We start from the raw sequence: 20,831 nt of genomic DNA, 5'->3' as shown, positions 1-20,831 counted from the left end.
AAAAAGAGGTGCGTTATGCTGAAAAAAAGGGGAACTTGGGGCGACAAGGGCAGTAAACTGGAATTCGGTTTATTCACACTGCCCGTAATCCTGTGCATTACGATTGCATTTTATATTCCGTTTTTGATGACGATACGCTATTCCCTGACCAAGTGGAACGGCATATCCAAACATCCGAAATTTGTAGGTCTGGATAACTTCAAGCAAATCCTGCTTGGGGACGCCAATTTTGCACATGCAGCCTGGTTTACCGTCAAGTACGCCATTCTGTACATTGTATTGGTGAATGTGCTGGCCATTTTGCTGGCGCTCGTTCTCGATATGAAGCTGAAAAGCTCGGCTTGGCTGCGGGCGGCTTTCTTTATCCCGTATATCCTCAGTCTCGTGATTGTCGGCTTTATATGGAAATTCATCTTCATGCAAGGCTTTGAGTCACTGGGACACAGTACAGGCTGGGGCATCTTCCAGCTAAGCTGGCTGGGTGAGGAAGGGCTCGCGTTTATTTCCATTTTGGCGGTATCGATCTGGCAATCCATTGGCTTTTACATGGTCATTTATATTGCAGGCTTGCAATCTGTGCCAGAGGATTTAAAAGAAGCTGCCATTGTCGATGGCGCGGGGCCGATTCGGAGATTTTTCAGTATTATTCTACCGATGCTCGCACCTTCCATTACGATCTCAGTCTTCATGGCACTGACCAACTCGATCAAAGTGTTTGACGTCATTTTATCTCTGACCGGCGGCGGACCAGGTGGTACGACATACAGTATTGCGTATGATATTTACCGGGACACGTTCCAGAACAATCTGTATGGCTACGGAACAGCCAAAGCATTGATTTTATTCGTTGCAGTCCTGATCATTACGATTATTCAATTGTCTATTTTCAAACGCAGGGAGGTTGAAGCCTGATGCAACGCAGCCGTACGGGACGTATTTTGCTAGAAGCGGGCATGATTGTATTATCATTGTTATTTTTGTACCCGCTGTTTCTCGCCATTAACAATTCGTTCAAAAGTTTCGCTGAGGTCATGACCGACGTTATTGCGCTGCCCAAGCAGCTTTCGCTGGATAACTACGTATATGTATGGAAATTCATTGACTATCCGCGCCTATTTCTGAATAACACCATTATCACCGTCGTCGGACTGGCAGGTATCGTACTGATATCTTCCATCGCAGCCTACAAGCTGGCAAGAACCAAAAGCAAATGGAGCTCCGTGATTTACATGCTGTGCATTATGCCGATGCTGATCCCATTTCAGTCCATCATGCTCACTGTCTTGCGACTGGCGAAAGACCTAAATCTGGCAGACAGCACTTGGGGACTTGGCTTCCTGTATTGGGGCTTCGGCGCACCGCTGGCAGTGTTTATCTATCACGGCTTCGTGAAAGGTATTCCGGCTGAGATTGATGAAAGCGCCAAAATCGATGGGGCCTCGGGCTTCCGGCTTTTCTTTTCCGTGATTTTTCCCTTGCTGAAATCAGTCACCGCCACCATTGTCATTATCGACGTGATGTGGATTTGGAACGATTTTCTGCTTCCGTTACTCATGGTCAACGGCTCACCCAGCACCAAAACGCTGACGCTGGCCGCCTATACCTTTGTCGGACAGTATACGTCAGACTGGCAATACGCCATGACCGCGATGGTAATGGCTGTTCTGCCTTCGATCATCGTATTTATTTTTCTGCAAAAATACATTGTCAAAGGCGTCGTCGCTGGAGCCGTCAAAGGCTGAGTCAAGGATGCGAAGCCAGATGCAAAAAAGAGGACTTGCGTGTTGTTCGCGCAAGTCCTCTTGGTTTCAACCTGTTCAGGCCTAAACAGGCTTGTCCATGGTACACATGCTAAGCCTTAAATTGGCCTAGCGCCTTTAGCATTTCGTCCATAGCAAGCTTCCTGACCCGTTTACGAAAAAAATATAATGAGATTATAAAATAAAAAGCGCCTGAAGTGAGGAATCCCCCCCTCTTAGGCGCTCTTATATTATTTATGCTTAACCCATTGTGCGCTATCCACCGGCCAAAAAATCACATCCGCACGGCCAACAATATCTTTAATAGAGACAAAGCCAATAGCACGACTATCCCTACTATTATTGCGGTGGTCGCCCATCACAAAAATATACCCCTCAGGTACCTTGGAATCGGTTATGGTTGCATTTGGAAAATCAACATTGTTATATAGTTCTCCCTTGGCGTGCGCATCCTGAATAGCTCCCTGAATGTATGACTCCTCTACTTTCTTACCGTTCACATAAAGATTGTCGCCTTGATACTGAATCGTATCTCCAGCCACTCCAATAACACGCTTAATAAACTCTCTTTGTTCCTTTCTCACATGGAATACAACAACCTCACTCGGCTTGGGATCACGAAAATCGTAAATCACCTTGTTCACGACCACTCGTTCATCTGTCTTGAAATTCGGTTCCATGGACGCTCCCTCAACAATAAATGGCGCAAATAATAGCCAACGTATAATGAACACGAGCACAATGGCTACAATAATGGCCTTAAGCCAATCGATCATCTCATTTTTCACTCGTGGCTGCTTTTCCTGCAATTGTTCGACAGTTGAATCCGTCAAATGATTTCCACTCTCCATGCGCTAAACCCACCCTTTCCCACAGTTTTCATTCCTATTATATGTATAATGTTTAAGTATAATCAAATTTTCCCAGTCTGGCAAAACTACATTTTTAGTTGAAACAAAAGTGTGAACTTTTTTTCACAATATCAAAAAAACAGTAAAAAACTGTTGATGCAAACGTTAACATATATTACACTGTGCATATACTTCTTAGAGCGTTTTGGACTAATGGTAGATCAATCTATTCCCCCAGGAGGTGTCCTGTTTTTAGTGGAAAGACAGCATGAGTCACTTTTATAGATGCTATCTTCTTTTAAAATATGAGCTCAAATAAGGAGGAAATTACATGTTTAAACGAAATGATCGTCCAAAAACCGGCTTTAACGCTCTAAGACTCGGTGTTTCTTTTGTTTTTGCTTCTTCTTGCCTTATTGGAACCGCTTACGCAGATACGTTATCCAACGACATCCCTTCTTCCGCACTCACAGAAGAGGCAGTTAGTACAACCGACTCAACCACCGTCTCCACAACGTTAGCGGCAGGTGATTTGTATGTAGCGCCAAATGGTAACGTGTCCAATCCGGGTACAATATCCAGTCCTACCACGCTCGAAGCAGCACTTACGCAAATTGCTCCTGGTAAAACCATTTACCTGCGCGGTGGCAACTACACCTACTCCTCAACGGTTACAATTCAGCGTGAAAATAGCGGCAATAACGGCTCACTCAAAGGGTTGGTCGCTTACGGTAGTGAAAAGCCGGTACTTGATTTCTCTGCTCAAGCCTTTGGTTCAGCCAATCGTGGACTTCAGCTTAACGGAGACTTTTGGCTGGTAAAGGGCCTTGAAGTCAAGGGTGCCGGAGATAATGGTATCTATATCGGCGGCAGCAATAACCGAATCGAAAACGTGGAAACCCACCACAACCGGGATACTGGACTTCAGCTTGGACGTTACTCCCCTAACGCTTCCACTAGTGAGTGGCCATCGAACAATTTGATTTTGAATTCTTACTCTCACGATAACGCTGATCCCGATAATGGTGAGGATGCCGATGGCTTCGCTGCCAAATTGACTGTGGGATCAGGCAATGTGTTTGATAACTGCTTGGCTGCGTACAACGTAGACGATGGCTGGGATTTGTATAGCAAAACCGAAACGGGTCCTATCGGCGAAGTAACCATTTTGAACAGTGTGGCCCACCACAACGGGCAGACCGCAGATGGAACGTCTACCGCGAACAGCGACGGCAATGGCTTTAAGCTGGGTGGAGACAAAATCAAAGTCAACCATATTGTGAAAAACAGTATTGCTTTCCAGAACAAAAAGCACGGCTTCACCTACAATAGCAACCCCGGCAGCATTACGTTGACCAATAATACCTCGTGGGACAATGGACAAAGTAATTTTGCTTTTGACAAGGGTGATCACGTGTTCATTAACAATCTTTCTTTTGAAGGAACAGCAAGTGATAAAACAAGCGGTACAGATCAGGAAGACTCTAGCGTTTGGTGGAAAAACAAGAAATCGACGAATGCCAAAGGTCTGGTAGTCAGTGCAGACGACTTTGTTAGCCTCACGCCTTCTATCACTCGAAGTGCAGACGGTTCCATCCAGCTCGGTGATTTCCTTAAGCTGGCCAAAGGAAGCGATCTGATCGGCTCGGGTACTCCGAGCGGAAAAAATATAGGGGCACGTTAAAAGCCCCGCCTAATCAGGACGCCCTGGCCCATCTACCAACTCAGACAATTTTGCATAATATAGCGACCGGTGATTGTCCTCATAACCAGACAAAATATGAGGTGAACAGATCATGGAACGAAGAATCACACTGAAACATACACTCGCCTATGGAAGCGGTAACATGCTAGGAAGTGGCGCACTTGCTATTAGCGGTGCATGGTTAATGTACTTTTATACAACCTTTTGCGGACTGTCTCCCGTTCAGGCCGCGGCCATTTTCTCTGTTGCCAGCATCATAGATGCAGTCAGCAATCCGGTCATGGGCTTTATCAGCGATAACTTTCACCGGACCCGCTTGGGCCGTAAATTCGGCAGACGACGCTTTTTCATCATGATGGGTATCCCGCTGATGCTCGTGTATCCGATGCTTTGGGTAGATGGGTTGGGCTTCTGGTATTACCTGAGTACGTACGTGCTGTTTGAACTGGTGTATACCTCTGTCATGGTGCCGTATGAAGCACTAGCGTCAGAGATGACACGGGACTTCGGCGCACGCTCCAGATTGACTGGATGGAAGGCCATGTTTGGCAAAATTGCCAATTTCGCTGCCGCTTTTATCCCTGGTCGCTTTATTGCCGAGTATGGCAAAGACTCTCCATTGCCTTTCTTTTATACCGGTCTCGTTTTTGCAGCTATTCTGCTGATTGCGATGGCATTCTTGTACAAAAACTCCTGGGAACGTCCAAGTGAGGAACTGCAAAAGGAACTGGAAGGTGAAGCTCCGCTTTCCTTTATAGATTCGATGAAAAAGTTGTTTGTCGACATTTCCTCTACCTTCCGAGTCAAGACGTTCCGTCATCATCTCGGGATGTACCTGGGCGGCTTTTCAGCTGAGTGGCTGTTTACTTCTGCTTTTACGTACTTTATTGTCTTCTCCTTGTTCCAAAGCTCGGAGATGGTATCCAATTTGAACAGCTTTAACTCTGTCATTCAATTGATTTCTACCTATTTCTTCATCCAATTCTGCGTGCGTAAAGGGTTCCGTATGCCTTTCATCGCCGCACTCGTTGTCGTTTGCTTTAGCGTAGCAGGTTATGGCCTGCTCTATATAACGGGAGCCTCGAATACGATGGTATGGCTATATGTCATCACCCTGTTCATGGGGCTTGGTACTGGGGGCGTCTACTACATTCCTTGGAATCAATACACGTTCCTTGCCGATGTGGATGAAGCGTTGACCGGCCGTCGCCGGGAAGGTATTTATGCAGGTATGATGACTTTTGCCGGAAAAATGGTGCGGGCCGTTGTCGTCTTCATTCTCGGCTGGGTGTTACAGCATTTTGGCTTTGTATCCGGGGCTGATAGTCAGCCCGTCGCTGCTCAGCACGCCATCTTTTATGTACTCGTGGTTGGTACTATCGTTCTCGCGATCATCGGTATGATTGCTTCTGTCGTGATGAAGCTGGATATTGACAGCCACAAGAAGCTAATCGCCGAAATTGACCGCCTCAAAAACGGTGGCTCCATGAAATCAGCCAAACCGGAAGCCCGGAAGGTATTCGAGGAACTGACAGGCTTCCATTACGATCGGTGCTGGGGTAACAATAACGTGGGCTTCAAGAACAAACCCGTTGACCCTAAGACACACACTCCATCTATGTAACAACAATAACAATTACAGATTAAACATTTACTAAAGAGGTGACTGTATCATGGCAAATCCAACATCACAACCAACCACCAGTCCTACAAAAACAGATTCTTGGGCTGTACGTATGAGCGATTCCGTTCTGCAACGGAGCCCGGAATTTTATGAAAAATGGGAATATGACCACGGTGTCATTTACAGAGGTCTGGAATGGGTTGGCGAACTGACAGGCGATCCCAAGTACATGGAATTTATAAAAAAACATATGGACCATTTTGTTGACGAAAATGGCGTAATTCAGCGCTATAAAGTAGATGAGTACAATATTGACCACGTGAATAACGGCAAGCTGCTCTTCTCGCTGTATCGTGCCACAGGAGATGAACGATACAAAAAGGCAGCCTACCAATTACGCAGTCAGCTGGAAAAACACCCACGCACAAGCGAGGGCGCATTCTGGCATAAGCAAATTTATCCGTATCAAATTTGGCTCGACGGCTTGTACATGGGTGCCCCGTTCTATGCTGAATTCATCCGCGAATTCGGAGATCCGTCAGAGTTTGACGATGTGACCCTGCAATTCAAGCTTTGCTACGAACATACGCGTGATCCTGAAACAGGCCTGCTCTACCATGCTTGGGATGAGAAGGGTGAGCAGCATTGGTGCAACCCGGAAACAGGCTGCTCTAAAAATTTCTGGGGACGCTCGATGGGTTGGTTCGTTATGGCACTCGTTGACGTGCTGGACTATATTCCAGAGGATCATGCAGACCGTCCCGTCCTGATCGATATGCTGACGGAAACACTGGAAGCCCTGCTGAAAGTGCGTGATAAAGAAAGTGGAGTCTTTTATCAAGTGCTCAACCTGGGCCATGTGAAAGGCAACTATCTGGAAGCCTCTGCTTCCTGCATGATTCTCTATGCTATTGCCAAGGGCGTTCGCAAAGGCTATCTGCCAGAGCAATATCGTCAAGAGGCAGAAATCATCCGTAAGGGTATTATCGATGAATTTATCACGATCACTGAAGAAGGACTTGTGAATCTGAACAAAACGGTGCAAGTAAGCGGTTTGGGTGGCAAGGATCGTCGGGACGGTACCTTCGCTTACTATATCAGCGAGCCGATTATAACCAACGACCCCAAAGGTATCGGTGCTTTCATTCAGGCGATGGGTGAAGCAGAGCGCATCTAAAACACCCGAACGATATACCTTATTAGCAAAAAGGACGGTGGCCATCAGCCCCGTCCTTTTCTTATATAAACATATCTTACTTCATAACCTTAAACTCATATCCCTGTTTTTTTAGATATTCTATAATTTGCGGCAAAGCTTTTGCAGTTTCTTCTTTACCATAGGTGTCATGCATGAGTATGATGGCTTTTTCTCGACCTTTCACTGATCTCATAAATTGGTTGATTAGTCCAGGGGCTTTCTTGGATGCTCCCTCTGCATCCTTCGTTAATACATTCCAATCTACCTGGTGATAGTCCTTTTGCAGTAAGACTTTATCCAAAGCAGCCATCCCCTGTGGATCTCTTCTATTCCATGTCATGTGGCCCCCAGGAAACCGGATCATTCTTGTGGTGAATTCTGGCCCTAGAATACTTTTTAACACCTTATTGTTCCTCTCAATATCCTGCATAACATGGTCTGTGCTTACCCGCCTGTTAGGATATAAATACTTATAATTATGAGAGTACGTGTGGTTTCCTATCGCATGACCCTCTTTAACAATTCTTTTGATAATGTTCCTGGTATGTTCATTTTCATCGGCTTCTTTTCCTACGATAAAAAAGGTTGCCTTGACCTTCTGTTTTTTCAGAATGTCCAATATTTTAGGTGTTACCGTCACGGATGGACCATCATCAAAGGATAAGTAGGCCACTTTTTTACCATCGGCTCCATCGGGCATCTGCCCTAGCATTTGCTGCTTTAAATATTTTTCGACAAAGGCACCATCTTCTACTTCGGGGTCGCTTTTTGGAGAGACCGCTTTACCTTTTGATGAGTCCTTGGATACGGAATCTGTTTTTTTAGCAAGCTCCTGTGTTGGCGCCTGTGTTTTGTTATATGAGACCTTTATTGCAATGAAAGTAATACAACCTGCCACAAATAATAAAATAGCAATCCAAATGAGCCTTTTTCTGTTCCTCTTCAAGCGGTGCTCCATTGTCCTACTATGTGAATAGCCCTTTTCCATTAGCTTATGTACCTCCATACTAAAATAAGAAAAACCACCGGATCAGGGTTGATATACACACCTTAGAATAGACATTGGAAAACCCCTTAGGTTTAGCCGATGAAAATTTAGGGATGTGCTTCAACCAGAGGACAACCTACTCCCGGTGGCTTTCTTGTCTTGCATTTACATAATTTATGAGTATCATTGCAGTTTATTACGATTGCTTCGTTAGGGCCTGAGCCAACAAGGACGCATAAGCTTTAGCACCTTTAGGTTTCAAATGTACTCCGTCATGCTCGAAATAGGAGTTTTTACCAGAGCTGGCTCCGTACCAGTCAATTATTGTAATTCGCGGGTCCTGGGACGCTGCTTCAGCAAGATGCTTGTTCACAATACTCTCCCACGGCCGAGGCACACGGGTATTCACAAGTATAATACGCTTCGCATCCTTCAGGCTAGCCAACAGATCGGATAACTGGTCCTTGGTAAAAGCGCCGTTCGTGCCTAGCTCAATAATAACCGTCTTACCGAGCTGTCCGTTCTGTCTTAGCTGCTCCAGTACGGCAGGCGCCTCCGCCATCTGACGGCCGATCCGCCCATCTACAACAGCTCCCGGGAAGGATTCCTGAATGTACGACTGTACATCCAACATGACAGAGTCTCCAATGGCGGTAACACTCGAGCCATCACCTGTCATAGGCGTAGCTTCTTTGGGTTTGTCCGAAGGTTCCGACGGTTTCGTAACATCGTCCGTAGTACCAGCCTGGACCGCCGTATTCTTAGGCGTCTGGGTTTGAGACGGGACTGGGGTCTGCACCTTGCTGCCCTCGGACCCTTGCAGCTTGATGGCTTGAGGCTCCTTGGAAGCCACGGATACCGTTCCGTGAAGCGGCGGCATCGCCTTTGCCTTTGCGACTGGATTCTCATCGCTTGATGCCGCCTGAATCGTTGCATCAGGAGAAGCCACGTACAGGTGGACGGTACCCACGAGAATACCTACAAACAGCACAGCCGCTGTAGTTGTAGGCATCCATCTCCACCGCGCCTGTCTACGAACCGCAGAGCGGATTCCTGTGATCCAGTGGCGGAATCCTCCATGGCGGATCGGCTCCTCAATATATTTAAACGAGAGAGACGCCAGCAATACGGTAGCTAGCAATTGTAAAATGATACGCAGCACATGCACGCCATCGGTATCTACCTGAGGCGTCGTTAGCGTGATAACCGGAACATGCCACAGATACAGTCCGTAGGAACGGGCTCCAATCCAACGTAGCGGCTTGATTCCAAGCAGACGACCAAGGTGGCTTACCGGATGTGCCAATGCTGCGACCACAATAGCAGTGACTAAAGCTATGCCCAGCAGGCCGCCCCGGTACAGAGATGGGTCATATTCATTCGTGGCCCACGCCCAGTGACAAAGCAACAGCAAGCTTATTGCACCGATGCTGTCCAGAAGCATACGCGCCTTAGCAGAAGCTTTCTCTTTCAGTTTGCCGCTTGGCCACACCAAAGCCAGTGCCGCACCAATCAGCAAAGCAAATCCGCGCGTATCCGTGCCGTAATACACCCGGCTCGGGTCGCTTCCCGGTACGTAAATCACGGCCATCAGGAGCGCAGATATTAATGCCAGACAAGTTACCCAGCCTGCGAGCACAATACGCTTGGGCATGAATTTTAGCCCGAGCGCCAGCAGTAAGGGCCACAGGATATAAAACTGCTCCTCCACCGCCAGCGACCACAGATGCCCAAGCGGAGAAGGGGGGCCGAAACTTTCAAAATACGAAACCTGATGGAAAATAAACCACCAATTGCTCATATACACCAATGCGGCAGGTACATCTCCGCGCAAGGCCGTGAGCCGGGACGGATCGAAAAGCAACGAGCACAGGACAATGACAGCCACAACCGTCAACATGGCAGGCAGCAACCTTCTGGCACGACGCAACCAGAAATCTTTCATTTTAAAACTATGATATGTATCCCACTGACTAACCAAAATATCTGTAATCAGATATCCTGACAAAGTAAAAAACACGCCTACACCCAACAAACCACCTGGCAACCAATCCGGATTCAGATGATACACAATGACTGCGATGACTGCCAGCGCTCTTAAACCATCCAAACCTGGCATATAACGACGTTGTGACGACAACCGATTAGACTTCATTTCAGCCGCCGTCCTTCTTGCAAATTCAAGCTCCCTGTCTGTTTCAATGCTCTTCTGCCCTTTCCCTCTCCTGCACATCGTCTGCGATGCCCTGTAGCCTTTTCATTCATTATATAAAACTTCATAATCGTAATGATTTCAATGAAGTTAAAATTAATGACAATGTTTTTATTATATCATTCCTTTCCACAGTTAGGTAACCACTGATAGATATACAAAAAAAGGCATCTCTTCCCTTAGGAAGAAAATGCCTTTTTATTAGTATTCTATTCTCTTAAAACTTGATGATACCTGAGGTATGAAGGAAGACCAACAACATCAGGATCGGTGCAACATACCGAAGACCGAATAACCATACGTTGAACCAGAAGGGTTTGATGTTCGCATGCTCAGCCGCAGTCTTCCAGTAATAACCTGTGAATATAACAATCAACAAACCGCCTAACGGTAAGAAGATGTTGGATGCGGTAAAGTCTACGAAATCAAAGAATGATTTATCCCCTACTTTTAGTTCAGGCACCAGCCCCATGGACAATGCAGAAGGGACGCCCAGCATCAAGCACAGGACCGATACGACGAGAACGGAGCGAACCCGGCTCCAACGCATACGCTCCATGACATAGGCTACTGGAACTTCCAGCAAGGATACCATAGAACCTAATGCAGCAACCGCCAGCAGTACGAAGAACAAACCGCCGAAGAATGCACCAAAAGGCATTGCCGAGAAAGCAGCCGGTAAAGCAATGAAAACCAGCGATGGTCCTTGAGCCGGATTAATTCCGAAGGAGAAGGTTGTAGGGAAAATAATCATACCTGCGATAAACGCATAGATTAAATCTCCGCCACCAACGGCCAGCATGGCTCCACCCAGCGATTGACGGCGATCTACGTATGCACCGTACGTGATCATAATTCCCATCCCCAGTGAGAGTGAGAAGAAGGCATGTCCCAAAGCAACCAATGCAGACTCTATACTTAGCTTAGAGAAGTCGGGATTCAGAAAGAAGGATACGCCCGCACCAGAGCCTGGCAGCATAAGAGCGTTAATCATCAACACGAGCAACAGGATGACCTTGGCAGGAATCAAAATTTTATTGAACTTTTCAATCCCGTTCGATACCCCAAGAGTTACCACGACTGCTGTAAATGCAAAAACAACTAACAGCCAAACCAACGGCGCATAGCCGGAGGAAAAAGAAGCGAACTGTCCAGCAAAATCATTATTCGAAAACAGATTTCCGCTAAATGCCTCAACGGCATAATGTAGTGTCCAGCCCCCTACAATGGCATAGAACGACAAGATAACAAACGGCACGATAACAAACATGATGCTCATCTTGCCCCAAATCGGATGACCGCCTACTTTTACCATTGCAGAAGCAGCACTTCCTCGACCTGCACGACCAAGCGCAAGCTCCGCTAAAAGTACAGGCAAACCAACAAGCAACAGGCAGACAATAAACAATAAGAAAAATGCAGCTCCACCATATTGTCCTGTAATATACGGAAATTTCCAAATATTACCTAGTCCTGCCGCACTGCCGATCGCCGCCAATATAAATCCAGCAGACGAGAAGCGTTCATTTTTATCAGACAGGCTATTCTGCCCCTTGCTCAAATTCATTATATCCCCCTCATTCTCTCTACTTACGCATAAACATGAGCATGCGTACATAAATAATTTTTACTCATTATAGCGTAAGTAGGATGTAAGGTCATGCATAATTTTTCACTATTACCGGATTTATTTTCATAATGTTCGGTATCTACAAAATACAACAGAAAACTACATATTTTCTTCAACATCCTTCTTTATTATGGTCTCTCCCATGCGATTAGATACTTTTTGATAAATATACGAAATCGCCAACAGTACAACACCAAAAGAGAAGTAGGCTACAATCGTGCTTCCAGTTGTTAACAGATGTAGATCATACAACAGCAGCTTACCTGTCGACAGCAAGGTCAAGCCCAATCCAAATCTGCGAATGTAGACCACTCGCTTGAGGAAGCCGTATACAATATACAAAATGGCTAGTAGCAAATACACCAGACTGAACACAAGACCAGCATCCCCCAGACGGAACTGAACTCCGAGAAAGGCCGTTATGATGCCCAGCAAATATACACCCATAATGACCGGATACAACTCATTACTTCTATAATGTCGGGTCATCAGTGCGTTCAGGAAATCCCTGCTGCTGAAGAATACCAGCACATTAAAGGCTGCGAGGACCACCAATGCCACATAATCAGCAGCCGTATTTTGCGCATAATTTTCATGCAAGGTCGGAACCGTTACGGTGACCACCAGTGCCAGCGCGTAGCCTATGACGTACAACGCCAAGCTGTAGTATTTAATCACCCGATCATACAGCAACCTCACCTTAGGCAGGAAATAAGCCAACACCAGCGATACGCAGGTATACAACAATACTTTGTACAAGGTGTAATGAGCAAACTCGTCGGATAAGACGATGTTATACCAATGCCCTGCTTCATACAAAAGGTAGAAATATACGTTCACCAAAGCTACATATTTAAATCCTTGCATGATATGCATTTCGTACAACCGATTGTTTTTGAAAGCATTCGGACGGCTAAATTCAATCGCATAGAAGACGGTAACGATCAACATTCCCAGTGTAATGAGCGTATATTTGAGTCCAAAATAGTCTGTCTCAAATCCTGACAACAGATATATAGGGAAATCGACGAAAAAGAATGCGCCCAGACACAGTAATAAAATGCCCCAGCCAGCTCGTTCCAATTCCTTCAACCGGTAACGATGTCCATATAATGTAAGGAGAACTGCTTCGATCAACCACCCCATAGATAACCATCTAACTCCAAACTGGAACGGAATCATGAGGATGGCAAAGGTCAAAGAAGTCGCATAAAATAATATTTCGGTTTGTTTCTCCTCTGGAATATATCGACGGACCCATTGTCCCAGACCTCCGTACACCAAGCAAAAGACCAGAGCCAGCAAGCCTTTATAATCATCCAGGCCTGCATCGCCGAATAGAGAATACAGAACGGAACAGCTCACGACTGTATTCAGAGCTAATAGGGAGAAATCCAGCCATGACAGTTTTGTTTTTAAACGGAACGGCACCCACAGTGTCATCCCGAGGTACATCGCAAATGTAATGACTGCATACAGCATGCTCGCTACGGTGCTTTCCGATAACCACGCCAGCACAATCATCAAGGGCGTATTAAGCAGAAAGCTGATATATTGCACGACGACCCACCGTTTGCGGAAGGATACAAGCAGAATCAGCAGGTTTAACAGGAACAAATAGCCCATGGCGATATACACGGCGTTCCCTTCCAGCCCGTTGGCTGCCATATAAGAAAAGAGCGGAAGATACCCCCCTACTAAACCGAAAGAGCATATCGTTCGGGATTCATACCTTAATGACAGTAGCACAGCGGTCACCGTAACTAGTACGGACAAGCCTATGCCTGTATACATTCCTATGATTTCTAACAAAAAGTAGCTGTAAAAAATCGATCCGTACAGTACAGAAATACCGCCGCCTAAAATACCGAGCGCAAAGGTCTGCTTCTGCTTGCGATACAGCCATTCGCCGCCTCCCAGCATCAGCGCTCCTAGCAGAAAGAAGGCCACGCCCTTCATATTTCCTGTAAACCAGTTCGAATATGAGTATTTAAAAGCGGCTCCCACACCCAATATAATGAGCAAAATCCCCAGCTTGTTGATCCAGTTCAAGCCTAGCTTCATTTCAAACTGATTTTGCTTCATGCGCTTCTGCATCGTTTCTTCGCTGATCTCTTCTTCTCCGAGTTGCTGAAACTCGCTTGCCGTCTGATGAAGCAATTGGCGCTCGGCCTCCTGAAACCGCACGCGTTGCTCCATGATCCGGTCACGAATCTCCTCTGAGAATAGTCGTAATCTGGCGACGATCTCGTCCTGATCTTCTTTAAGCTCATGTGTAGTTTGCTGAATAAGCTGGTCCACCCGGTTTTTAGCCCCATATTCAAAGGATGTCAGCCGATTTTTCCCTTCTGCGGTTCTGGAAGCAAAATAGGTCTCCAGCTTTTCACGTGAAATGCGAATCATATTCGCCTTTTCACTCAGCATTTGCTCCGTCAGCGCAGTGCGCAGCTTTCCATTTTCCTGCTCAATATGTCGTACTCGCTCTTCCAAGTGAATGCAGCGAGCCTGATAATCCTCGAACTTTTTTCGCAGAACCTCATTCTCCAAAATGATATCTGAGGCTTCATAGTCCGCGATTAATGTTTGATACTCCTTGAGCAGCTTGTTCTGTTCTTCGCGGATCGTATGTAAACGATCTTTAAAATCCTCCATGTTCTCCTCCATTGCTGTCCATTTTGGTAATCATTACATTTTACATGAAATTAAAAAGTCATTATAGAGACTATAGCCCATTTTGGACGGTAAATTGGGGCTTTTACTTATATATTCTTCCAGTTTCATGATCGCAGATGAAGTAGAATGGATATACATATGAAATAAAGCCTACCTTTCCCCTTCGCAAACATGAAATCCGCATGGATGTGTTGCAGAGTCTACGCTGTGTATTTATTTTTATTGGAAAGATCACGATGAAAAAAGGAATTAATCCAATGTGCAGACTCATGCCCTTGATTACCCTGCCGAAAATCCGTATACTAACAAAAAAGCAAACGATATTATGCCTGTGAAGAGCATCCAACTCGGAGGCGTTTACGCCAAGGACCATACGTTAGCGTAGGATATGGCGATATGTAACTAAGTAAACCGGACCCGCCCGTTACAGCGGAGCAAAGTGGATTGGAGAGTCATGACATCTGTCATGCTGTCCGGTCAATTTGGGTGGCACCGCGAGATCAAAGCGCTCCTCGTCCCATGTGGATGAGGGCGCTTTTTGTATTTTTATCCGAAAAGGAGTGCGGTGTCATGTTGGATATCAAATGGATCAGAGAGCATCAAGAGCAAGTTCAGACGGCAGCAGACGGCAAAGGAATACAGGTATCGGTCGCGGAGCTGTTGACCCTGGATGATCAGAGAAAACAGCTACTTCAGGAAGTGGAACAGCTTCGACAGAAGCGTAATCAGTGTAGTCAGGATATTGGCGCGCTAATCCATGCCGGCAAGAGTGAACAGGCAGAAGGGGCAAAGCGGCAGGTCAAAGAAATTAACGAACGGCTAGATCTTCTGGAAGCCCCGCAACAGGAAGTAGAGGAACAGTTTCAACAGCTTTTGCTTCTGATGCCTAATATCGTATCGCCAGATACGCCACGGGGAAGATCGGATGACGATAATGTAGAACTGGAGCGGGTCGGGTCGGTTCCGAACTTCGGATTTGAACCAAAGGATCATATGGCGCTCGGTGAGCTTCACAAGCTTATCGACGTCCCTCGGGGTGTCAAAACAGCCGGTACCCGTAACTACTATCTGACGGGAGCAGGGGTTGCATTGCATCGGGCTGTGCAGCAGCTTGCGGTCGATCTGCTGACTGAACGTGGATTCCAGTTGTTGGACGTTCCACTGATGGTACGTGCAGAGGCGATGCGCAGCACTGGTTTTTTCCCGCTCGGACTGGATCAGACGTACCGCATCACAGGAGAGGATCAGTGGCTTGTAGGCACTTCGGAAGTACCACTGGTCTCGTATTACAGCGGTGAGATCGTGGATGTTGCGGACCCGATTCGGCTGGCAGCCGTGTCTGTATGCTTTCGCAATGAAGTCGGCTCAGCCGGAAGGGATGTACACGGACTGTATCGCGTGCACCAGTTTGCCAAGGTTGAGCAGGTCGTCATCTGCGAAGCAAGCCTGGACGCTTCGGAACAGATGTTTCAAGAAATTACGCGCAATGCGGAAGACCTGCTTCAACAGCTGGAGCTGCCTTATCGCAAGATGGCTGTCTGTACAGGCGACATGGCGCAAAAAACCTACAAGCAGGTGGACATTGAGACATGGATGCCCAGCCGCCAAGCTTACGGCGAGACACATTCGTCGTCCCAGCTGCTTGATTTCCAGGCGCGCCGTTCCAACATCCGGTACCGCAATGCGGATGGCAAGCTGCAATATTGCTACACGCTCAACAACACAGCGGTCGCTTCGCCCCGGATTCTGATTCCGTTGCTGGAGCATCATCAGCAAGAGGACGGTTCGATCCGTATTCCGGAGGCTTTACGCCCATATATGCCGCGAAGTATGGAATTTTTGCGTACTCCCTTGTTATGAAAACAGGAGCGCACTTTGAAAAGTAGTACCCAATGAGTAGGATTTTCGATCGTAATCATCGCAAAAAAGACGAAGGATAAATATCCTTCGTCAGAGTGTCGAGAAAGTCCAGAGGACTTTTCGACAATTCTATTTTTATATGGGGAGACGCATCTTTTAAAACAAAAATCGATTTAAAACGATCTGAGGACCCTAGTTTTTAGACCACTAAGACAGTTTTAAACCCCCTGCAAAAAAACAGGGGGTTTCTCGACAGCCTGACGAAGGATAAATATCCTTCGTCTTTTTTGATGTTTCATTGTGTCATTGTGCTTCTGCTTCCCATGCGCTGGCAGGACCAAAGAATTCATAGTGGATATCCGAAGTAGGGATATTCCACTCCTTCAACAGGCCGTATACCGATTGCATGAATCCCTCAGGGCCGCAAAAATAATATTGGGCGTTCCGATCCGGTATCACGGATTGTAACCAGGCCAGATCCAAACGGCCTTCCTTGTGAAAAGCCTGTGCCAGCCGATCCTGCTCCGTTGGTCTGCTGTAACACCAGCGAACTACAGCCTGTGCATGTGTGGCGACCAGCTTTTCTACCTCATTACGCAAAGCATGGTTATCCCCATTGACTGCTGCGTGGACAAAAGTGATAGGCCGATGCGGAGCAGATTTCACCAAGAAAGCCAGCATACTAACCATCGGGGTTAGTCCGACCCCTCCGCTGATCAGCACGACAGGTCTGCGATCTGTCCGATCCAGCGTAAAATCACCCGCCGGTGCAGATACTTGAAGCACATCGCCCTCTTGCACCTGCTCATGCAGATACACGGATACTTTACCTGCCGGGCGGGACTCTACAGCATCCTCACGCTTTACAGATATCCGATAGTGAGATTGGCCCGGTGCATCCGAAAGACTGTATTGACGAATGTGGGTATTGTGTTCGCCCGGAATTTCCATCTTTAAGCTGATATATTGTCCAGGCTCGAATTCAGGCAACACCTGCCCATCCTGCGGCACCAAATAAAAGGACGTAATTTGGTCGCTTTCCTTAACCTTTTTCTGCACAACAAAGCTCTTAAAGTCTGACCAGCCTCCCTGCTGCTGTCCAGCCTCCTTGTACATTTCAGCTTCCATGTCTATAAATACGTTAGCGATCACACCGTAGGCTTCGGCCCATGCGGCAATGATCTCGTCTGTAGCCGCATCTCCCAGTACGTCCTTGATCGCAGCGAGCAGATATTTTCCGACGATAGGATAATGCTCGGGCTTAATTCCCAAACTGCGATGCTTATGTGCAATCTGGCGTACCACCGGAAGAATTTCCTCCAGGCGGTCAATGTGCTGTGCAGCCGCATATACAGCATTGGCCAGCGCTCCCTGTTGACGTCCTTGCTTCTGATTCGCGTGATTGAATATATTGAGAAGCTCGGGATGGGCCTCAAACATCATCTGGTAAAAACGCTTGGTGATTGTAGTTCCGTGTACCTCCAAAACAGGTACAGTCGATTTGATCGTTGCAATGGTTTGCTCACTTAGCATCTTTGTATCCCTCTTCTCTCCAAAATAAGATAACAAAGGGTATTTCAACATATGTCCCATTTGTTAATCCTCAATTTAAAACCCAGTATACCCACATAAAGTAACCGTTTATGTGATTCCAGTCACTTTAAATTTGAAATAATGTGAACGTGTCAATGACAAAACGCACAATTAAAACACACTTTCCACATAACTGACGAGCTTTCCCCAAAGTTTCAAATATCTATATACCTATTTTGTATGTAGTGTTCAGATTTTTCCTTTCTCGTAACAACAGTTTCACCATGCTAAAGACTTCAATTTATTCCACTTGTAAACGCTTCCAATTAAGATAAAATCGAAGATGAAGTGCCGGACAAGCCGTTTCGGCCTATCCTATCCGTGTTAAAGGAGGCAGATGATATCGTGAAGTGGATCAACAGCAGCAAATGGTTAGCCGCATGGATTTGTATCCTATTCGCAGTGGCCAGTGCGGGTCTTCAACCCGATACAGCACATGCCCATACAACAGGCGTTACGCAAGCAACCTACGGGACCGAGGTGAACCAAGCGCTGAATGGTTTGGACGTCGCCAATGCTGAACTACCCCTGAGCGCAACAGCAAGCACAGCCATTACGAACGGAACGGATTGGAAAGACACCGCAGGTAACCCGATTCAGGCGAACAGCGGTAATATTCTAAAAGTAGGTTCTACTTATTATTGGTACGGCGAGCACGCCGAAAACTGGAAATTTGAAAAAGTGAACGTATATACCTCAACCGATTTGAAAAATTGGTCCTTCCGCAGCAGTATTCTCACCAAAGATTCCGCCCCTGAGCTGAACTCCAGCAAAATCGAGCGTCCTAAAGTCATCTACAACAAAACCACCGGAAAATATGTACTATGGGCGCACTATGAAAATGGCACGGACTACTCACTCGGTCGTGTAGCCGTCGCTACCAGCGATACACCCGACGGAAATTTTGCCTACCAAGGCAGCTTCCGCCCGCTGAATTACGAGTCTCGGGATATGACGGTGTTCACGGATACGGACGGTAGCGGCTACCTTATTACAGCTTCCCGTAAAAATGGCGGCGCCAACGATACGATGGCGATCTTCAAGCTGACAGCCGATTATACAGGCGTGCAGTCGTTCGTTGGCTGGATTTTTGAAAATGGCTATCGCGAAGCTCCTGCTGTTGTGAAAAAGAACAATACCTACTACCTGTTCACCTCGCAGGCTTCCGGCTGGTATCCGAATCAGGGCGCTTACGCAACCGCCAGTTCCATGACTGGAAGCTGGTCTGCTCTGTCGCCCTTCGGTGACCCGGCAGCTTACGGCTCGCAAATCCATTCCATCGCCACGATTACGGGTAGCGCAGGAACCAGCTACATCTATATGGGCGACCGATGGAATCCGCTCAATCTGAGCGACCACAAATTCATCTGGTTGCCACTAACCCTGAATGACTCCAATAAAACAGCAACCCTGAACTGGTACAGTAGCTGGGATCTGGATGATGCGACAGGCACAGTAATCCTACCGTCCCTTGTGAATCACGCACAGGACAAAACAGCGACTGCGAGCTCAGCCGCATCCAGTTCTCCAGCTTCACTGGCGAACGATGGCAACGCCCAAACCTCGTGGAAAGCTGCTTCCGCATCCTGGCCCGCTTGGTGGCAGGTCGATTTGGGCAGTACCAAGACCATCAGCGAAGTGGATATTTCATGGTTTATGTACAAAGGATCTGAAGCGTATTACAAATATAAAATTGAATACAGCACGGATGGAGTTAACTACTCCACGATTGACCGCACAGGTAATACCACGTATGGTTTTACCAGTGACAAAGTCAACTTTCAAGCTCGCTACGTGCGAATCAACCTTGTAAATGCAGTGCTATTCAATAATCCGAACAACTGGTATACCCCGACGGTGCATGAAGTAAGATTGCTTGGCAATTAACTTGCTTCATTAAAAAAGAACATGGCAGGAGAATCCCATATTAGATAGGCTTCTTCTGCCATGTTTGCTTTACCACCTGTTTCGTACTCATTCGCTCAACGTACCCGATTTACTGTGGTAAACACAAATTTATCATACCGATGCCGTGAGAATGAGTATTCAAACGGTATACCCGTATCCAGATAACCTACCTGCTCAATTTCTAAAACTGGATCATCCGCACCACAATCCAAATACTCCCAATCTAGCTCGGTCGACTTGGACGCGCGGATGGTACGATGTGAACTGACAATATTAAGGCCCAGCTCCTCCTTAATATGTTTGTACACTGAGCCGTGCAACACCTGCTCGGTAATACCGCTGATCAGCTTCGTAGGCATGTATGTGCGCTCTATCACATACGGCTCGCCCTCTACAATACGCAGACGGACTACACGATACACAGGAGAATTGGCATCAATAAATAGATGCGCCGCTACCTCTTCAGATGGAAATTGAACGTCAAAGGCTATGATTTTACTTTTGATTTCTTTCCCGCGCAGCACGTTTGTCAGCCCCAGCATTTCATTCACAACGACATTAACCGGGCCATTGTAGATCGATTTGACGATAAAGGTTCCGTGTCCTCTTTTACGATTCAACAGCCCTTCCGACACCAAGGTATCCAATGCCCTCTTAATCGTCATCCGACTTACCCGGAACTCACTGGCCAGTGAAATTTCATCGGGAATCGGATCATCACTGCTATAGGTCTTGTCTATAATACGCTTCTTGACCTCTTGTGCAATCCGTTCGTATTTGTTCATTGGTCTACCACCTGTACTAAAATTTGTTTTATGTCAGCATTTTA

At 46.7% G+C, this 20,831-nt stretch carries 14 protein-coding genes; 7 read left to right on the top strand and 7 right to left on the bottom strand.

The window, feature by feature from the left end; genetic code table 11:
• Nucleotides 1-15 precede the first annotated feature (15 nt).
• Complete coding sequence (locus NLX78_RS05940; protein WP_134904268.1) at nt 16-912, top strand: carbohydrate ABC transporter permease; 897 nt, start codon at nt 16-18, stop codon at nt 910-912.
• Nucleotides 912-1,742, top strand: coding sequence for a carbohydrate ABC transporter permease (locus NLX78_RS05935; protein ID WP_254349878.1), 831 nt, complete (start codon nt 912-914; stop codon nt 1,740-1,742). Before NLX78_RS05940 ends, NLX78_RS05935 begins: the two co-directional genes overlap by 1 nt.
• A 248-nt stretch (nt 1,743-1,990) precedes the next feature.
• Here NLX78_RS05935 and lepB read toward each other — a convergent pair whose 3' ends face one another.
• Nucleotides 1,991-2,611 carry a signal peptidase I gene (gene lepB, locus NLX78_RS05930; RefSeq protein WP_254349877.1) on the bottom strand — a complete coding sequence of 207 codons (621 nt, stop codon included), beginning with the start codon at nt 2,609-2,611 and terminating at the stop codon, nt 1,991-1,993.
• A 331-nt stretch (nt 2,612-2,942) separates the two neighbouring features.
• Between lepB and NLX78_RS05925 the strand changes: the two genes are divergently transcribed.
• From NLX78_RS05925 to NLX78_RS05915, 3 genes are all read left to right on the top strand, one after another.
• Nucleotides 2,943-4,295: a right-handed parallel beta-helix repeat-containing protein gene (locus tag NLX78_RS05925; protein ID WP_254349876.1), complete on the top strand. Its 1,353-nt coding sequence runs from the start codon at nt 2,943-2,945 to the stop codon at nt 4,293-4,295.
• A gap of 112 nt (nt 4,296-4,407) precedes the next feature.
• On the top strand, nt 4,408-5,940 hold the full coding sequence (locus tag NLX78_RS05920) for an MFS transporter (protein WP_025719365.1): 1,533 nt from the start codon (nt 4,408-4,410) through the stop codon (nt 5,938-5,940).
• A gap of 49 nt (nt 5,941-5,989) precedes the next feature.
• On the top strand, nt 5,990-7,117 hold the full coding sequence (locus NLX78_RS05915) for a glycoside hydrolase family 88/105 protein (protein ID WP_103047202.1): 1,128 nt from the start codon (nt 5,990-5,992) through the stop codon (nt 7,115-7,117).
• Between the two features lie 76 nt (nt 7,118-7,193).
• On the opposite strand, the gene NLX78_RS05910 is transcribed toward NLX78_RS05915, so the two are convergent.
• The 4 genes from NLX78_RS05910 to NLX78_RS05895 all read right to left on the bottom strand — a co-directional run bounded on the left by NLX78_RS05910 (nt 7,194) and on the right by NLX78_RS05895 (nt 14,620).
• Complete coding sequence (locus NLX78_RS05910; protein ID WP_254349875.1) at nt 7,194-8,126, bottom strand: polysaccharide deacetylase family protein; 933 nt, start codon at nt 8,124-8,126, stop codon at nt 7,194-7,196.
• A gap of 196 nt (nt 8,127-8,322) precedes the next feature.
• Nucleotides 8,323-10,281: an acyltransferase family protein gene (locus NLX78_RS05905; protein WP_254349952.1), complete on the bottom strand. Its 1,959-nt coding sequence runs from the start codon at nt 10,279-10,281 to the stop codon at nt 8,323-8,325.
• A 274-nt stretch (nt 10,282-10,555) separates the two neighbouring features.
• Entirely contained in the window at nt 10,556-11,905 is a 1,350-nt protein-coding gene (locus NLX78_RS05900; protein WP_061829525.1) for a sodium-dependent transporter, read from the bottom strand.
• 162 nt (nt 11,906-12,067) lie between these two features.
• Complete coding sequence (locus NLX78_RS05895; protein WP_254349874.1) at nt 12,068-14,620, bottom strand: DUF2339 domain-containing protein; 2,553 nt, start codon at nt 14,618-14,620, stop codon at nt 12,068-12,070.
• Between the two features lie 591 nt (nt 14,621-15,211).
• Between NLX78_RS05895 and serS the strand changes: the two genes are divergently transcribed.
• Nucleotides 15,212-16,501 carry a serine--tRNA ligase gene (gene serS / locus NLX78_RS05890; protein ID WP_254349873.1) on the top strand — a complete coding sequence of 430 codons (1,290 nt, stop codon included), beginning with the start codon at nt 15,212-15,214 and terminating at the stop codon, nt 16,499-16,501.
• A gap of 303 nt (nt 16,502-16,804) precedes the next feature.
• Here the strand turns inward: serS and hmpA are convergent, their stop codons facing one another.
• A complete protein-coding gene (gene hmpA, locus NLX78_RS05885; protein ID WP_254349872.1) occupies nt 16,805-18,034 on the bottom strand; it encodes an NO-inducible flavohemoprotein in 1,230 nt (409 codons plus the stop codon).
• A gap of 405 nt (nt 18,035-18,439) precedes the next feature.
• Between hmpA and NLX78_RS05880 the strand changes: the two genes are divergently transcribed.
• Nucleotides 18,440-19,981 carry a family 43 glycosylhydrolase gene (locus tag NLX78_RS05880; protein ID WP_254349871.1) on the top strand — a complete coding sequence of 514 codons (1,542 nt, stop codon included), beginning with the start codon at nt 18,440-18,442 and terminating at the stop codon, nt 19,979-19,981.
• A 95-nt stretch (nt 19,982-20,076) separates the two neighbouring features.
• Here the strand turns inward: NLX78_RS05880 and NLX78_RS05875 are convergent, their stop codons facing one another.
• Entirely contained in the window at nt 20,077-20,787 is a 711-nt protein-coding gene (locus NLX78_RS05875; protein WP_039271892.1) for a GntR family transcriptional regulator, read from the bottom strand.
• Between the last annotated feature and the right edge of the window lie 44 nt (nt 20,788-20,831).

Origin of the sequence: Paenibacillus sp. Lou8.1, assembly GCF_024213565.1 — a bacterium.
Taxonomy (GTDB): domain Bacteria; phylum Bacillota; class Bacilli; order Paenibacillales; family Paenibacillaceae; genus Paenibacillus; species Paenibacillus polymyxa_B.
Note: the sequence above shows the minus strand (reverse complement) of the source record. Positions and strands in the feature narration are given on the sequence as shown.